Origin of the sequence: Vibrio sp. V39_P1S14PM300, assembly GCF_009904765.1 — a bacterium.
In the GTDB taxonomy this organism is placed as follows: domain Bacteria; phylum Pseudomonadota; class Gammaproteobacteria; order Enterobacterales; family Vibrionaceae; genus Vibrio; species Vibrio proteolyticus.
Map to the genome: position 1 here is coordinate 1 of NZ_WXWP01000086.1, position 3783 is coordinate 3783.

Below are 3783 nucleotides of genomic sequence, written 5' to 3' on the forward strand. Positions count from 1 at the left end.
CGTACCACCAGTGGACTTGTATCAGGCGGTATCGCTCCAAACAAAAGGAAATCTTAATTGATTGATTTTTAAAAAGTAGATAAGGACGTCTACTCAAGTCAACATTCTCAACAACAAGATACTGGTATGAATGATTTCATCGCTCAAACCGAGGGCGATATCACCCACTTTGTCGAGAACTGGGACAACAGTGTCGTGTTGATTACTGCGGCGAGTTTGGTGGCGTGGTTGTTCTGGCGGCTAATATATGCTCGGCTGGAAACACTGGCCGCCGAGAAAGTGGCGTAAATAAGCCCTCAATCGAGGGCTTAGCATTCAGGCGGTTTCCGCTTGTGTGGTCTCGCGCTCAACCGTATCTTCGCAATGTTCGGCGCGCCAATACAACCAAATCATCACCCCACATAATACGGCACACAGACTGAACAACCAGTTCGGATTCAGTGATTCGATCACGATACCACCAGCCAACGGAGCCACTGCGAAACCCAGCGAGTAGAGTGCTGCCGCACCAAAATAAGAGCCACGCAAATGCGGTGGGGCCAATCGGTCAATCTGGACATTGAGTGTCGGGAACGCGATCACCTCCCCCAGGCTAAGAATAAAGCTGGCCAACGCCCAGCCAACCGGCCAGTCCACTGGCGTGAATAAAAAGCCCAGTTGCGCGACGCCCATCAACGCCATACCGATCCGGGTCCGGGCAAACAACGGAACGTGTTCGAGCCATTTCAACATCGGAAACTGAAAAGTTACGATGGTCAGGGTGTTGATCAACACCAGCATAGCGATCAGTTGCGCCGAGTCTTCGATCGGGCTGCGTACGATGACCTGTGGAATCGACGACTCCACCTGAGCATAAACAAACATCATGATAAAGTTCGCCAGCATCAGTTTCACGAAAATATTGTCTTTGCTGATCACTCTAAGCGTGGCTGGAAAATTCGGCAGCAGTGAAACATCCGGCTTGGTGAATTTTTTGCGTCGCTCGATACCGACAAATACCCAGATACCATACAAAACATATGTAGCACCAGTCACCAGAAACAGTTTTTGTGGCTGTGCCAGCGCCAGAGAAATACCAATCAATGGTCCAATCGCACCGCCAAGATTGAGCAGAAAATAACGGATGTTGAGCGCCAGTTCACGGTCTTTCAGGTTAGGGAGATTGTCGCCGATCACCGCTTTAGAAGGCGCTTCAATCATCGGACGCATCAAACCGGTAATAATGATCAGTACATAAAAATGCCAGATTTCGCTCGCCAGACCAATACCGGAAAAGGACACGGCTGCCACCGCACTGCCGCTTATCATCACCCACTTTCGGCCAAAACGGTCCGACAAATAACCCGCATACAAGCCACTGAATGCGCCCACCAAAGCGGACGCCGCTAACATGGCACCGACATCAACGGCACTTGCGCCATAATCTCGATACAAAAATACAATCAAAAATGGCCAGGCCATGAAGTAACTGGTGCGCGATAGCAGCACGCCGGTCAACACCGTCCATACAGAGCTGTTAAACCGCTTAATCCGTTGTTTCTGAAACAGACTTTCCCCTTTTTCCATACGCTCTCCTTCCCTAACCAATGTGACACACTTCAAATTGTGCGTTATTTGGTCAGTATATGAAGAAAATATGAAAAAGATAGCAGTAATTTAGTAGACATATAAATAAGCCCGCAATTCGCAGGCTTGAATTATATTCTGTCTACTTGTCAGTTAGTTATATATTCTAGTTTTGATAACTTAGCTTGGCTTTAACCAAATTCATTTCTTGGTTTTTCCACCAAAATGACGTGTTTAATTCTTTTTTCACTTCAATCGTCTCTCCAATCATGGGCGTCACCAGATTCGCTGAGGCGGCTTCTGCTTCCGCAATCAGATCCGTCATCGGCTCATCCCATTTGTGGGAGAACAATTCGAAGGTTGACCAGTGCACCGGGAACAATTTGTCGGCGCCAAGATCCTGAAACGCTTTTAACGTGTGACGCGCCTGCATATGTCCCCAATTTTCTACCGGAAACCCTTTGCCCTCTTTAACGTTGGCAGCCACTTCAATAAACGCCATGTCAAACGGACCCAGTCGCTCACCAATCTGCCTGAAATGCTGATCGTAGGCGCTGTCACCGCTGTAGAACAACGCGCCCTGTTCACTGCGCAGCGCCCAGGAGCACCACAATGTGGTGTTCGAATCAAATCCGGTACGTCCGGAGTTGTGATTAGCGGGCGCAGAAGTAAACTCAATGCCATTGAGCTGATGACTTTCCCACCAGTCAAACTCACGGATATGGTTCGGCGACACTCCCCATTTTTCCAGGTGTTTGCCAACGGCCAGAGGCACATAAAACAGCACTTCTTTATCGGCATAGTAACGAATGGTCGCTTCTTCCAGATGATCGTAGTGATCGTGAGAAATCAGAATGACATCTGGTTTGGGTAAACGTTCGCGAGTGACTGGCGCGTCAACATTGCGGTCAAACAGTTTCTTGGCGACCCACGGAGAGGCATACTCAAATACCGGATCGACCAAAATCCGGGTAGCGTTCATTTCGATGAACAAGCTAGAGTGTCCCAACCAGGTGACACGCAGCGCGTCACTTGGCTCAACCAGGGCTTCCAAATCCACCCGGTGATGAGGCAGACGCACTTGCGGCTTCAGTTGCCCACGTTCAAAAAAGAACTTCCACATGGTGGTCGACATACTTTCCGGGCTGGGTACGGTCGGCATGCGCGCGATGGCTTTGCCGTCTTGAAATTGCGGGGAGCGAGCGATTCGGTCCGCACGAAGCTGCGCACTCTGTTGTAGCGCTTCACTGTGCCTGTCTGATCTGGAGGCCTGATTGATACCCATCACACCCAGAAGAGAAACAAACGAGGCTTTGATTACATTACTCATGTTCATGACCTATTTGGCTACCCAGAAAAGTAAACGATGGTGTATACTTTAGACATCACAAGGTTAAAAGTAAACACCATCGTTTACTTAAGTCTTCTACAGGTTTCCACATGGTCAAAAGAAGCGATATAAAACAAGACGATATCATCAAATCTGCCATTGAAGTTTTTTCTCAGAAAGGCTTCGAGCAGGCCAGTATGGAAGGGATATCCAAACAGGCCGGCGTATCAAAGCGGACGCTTTATAAGTACTACCCCAACAAAGACGCCCTGTTCGAAGTTATTGTAGACAAGCTAATATGTCGCTTTGATGACCAAAAAGCCCTGCAGTTTGAACCTTCTGTGTCAGTCGCCAAACAGTTGCAGACTCTGACTCAGCAGCAACTGTGTTATATCAATACTGAAGACTTTCAGATGACTGCTCGTATGGTGATGGCAGAGTGCATCCGTTGTCCGCACACCTCACGCCTGTTGATGGAAAAATTCGCCGCGATTGGAGACAGTTACGGTTTAACCGTGTGGGTCAAACAAGGCGTTGCAGCCGGCGTCCTGGAAGTGGAGAATGTGTCCCAGGCCGTAGAACAATATATCGGCAGTATCAAAGCGAGCGTGTTCTGGCCTCAACTGCTTGCTCATCAACCACCGCCAAGTTGCGAGCAGGTAAACGCCGCTATAGAAACCGCGGTGCGCTGCTTTGTTGCCTGCTATGTCAAATAACGCTGGTCTGCCGGGATTTTTATGCATCCGGCTTATTTTCGTTAACTGGCACATTAATATTGCGCAACACTCTCCTTACAAAATCGCCGTAATTACGTCACGAATCCGGCCAATAATGTGCTGAAAATCCGATAAAAAGCATTTCATTTTGGTGACTTAGGTTGTGTGAAG

4 protein-coding genes are annotated in these 3783 nt (G+C 48.6%); 2 read left to right on the forward strand and 2 right to left on the reverse strand.

Annotated elements, in window-relative coordinates; translation table 11 throughout:
• Window positions 1–126 precede the first annotated feature (126 nt).
• A complete protein-coding gene (locus CAG65_RS04005) occupies window positions 127–288 on the forward strand; it encodes a hypothetical protein (protein ID WP_021706052.1) in 162 nt (53 codons plus the stop codon).
• A gap of 27 nt (window positions 289–315) precedes the next feature.
• Here the strand turns inward: CAG65_RS04005 and CAG65_RS04010 are convergent, their stop codons facing one another.
• Together CAG65_RS04010 and CAG65_RS04015 are read right to left on the reverse strand one after the other, a co-directional pair.
• Entirely contained in the window at window positions 316–1566 is a 1251-nt protein-coding gene (locus CAG65_RS04010; protein WP_161452343.1) for an MDR family MFS transporter, read from the reverse strand.
• Window positions 1567–1732: 166 nt separating this feature from the next.
• Window positions 1733–2896 carry an MBL fold metallo-hydrolase gene (locus CAG65_RS04015; RefSeq protein WP_161452344.1) on the reverse strand — a complete coding sequence of 388 codons (1164 nt, stop codon included), beginning with the start codon at window positions 2894–2896 and terminating at the stop codon, window positions 1733–1735.
• Between the two features lie 110 nt (window positions 2897–3006).
• Here CAG65_RS04015 and CAG65_RS04020 point away from each other — a divergent pair, with 110 nt between their 5' ends.
• On the forward strand, window positions 3007–3612 hold the full coding sequence (locus tag CAG65_RS04020; protein ID WP_161452345.1) for a TetR/AcrR family transcriptional regulator: 606 nt from the start codon (window positions 3007–3009) through the stop codon (window positions 3610–3612).
• Window positions 3613–3783 lie beyond the last annotated feature (171 nt).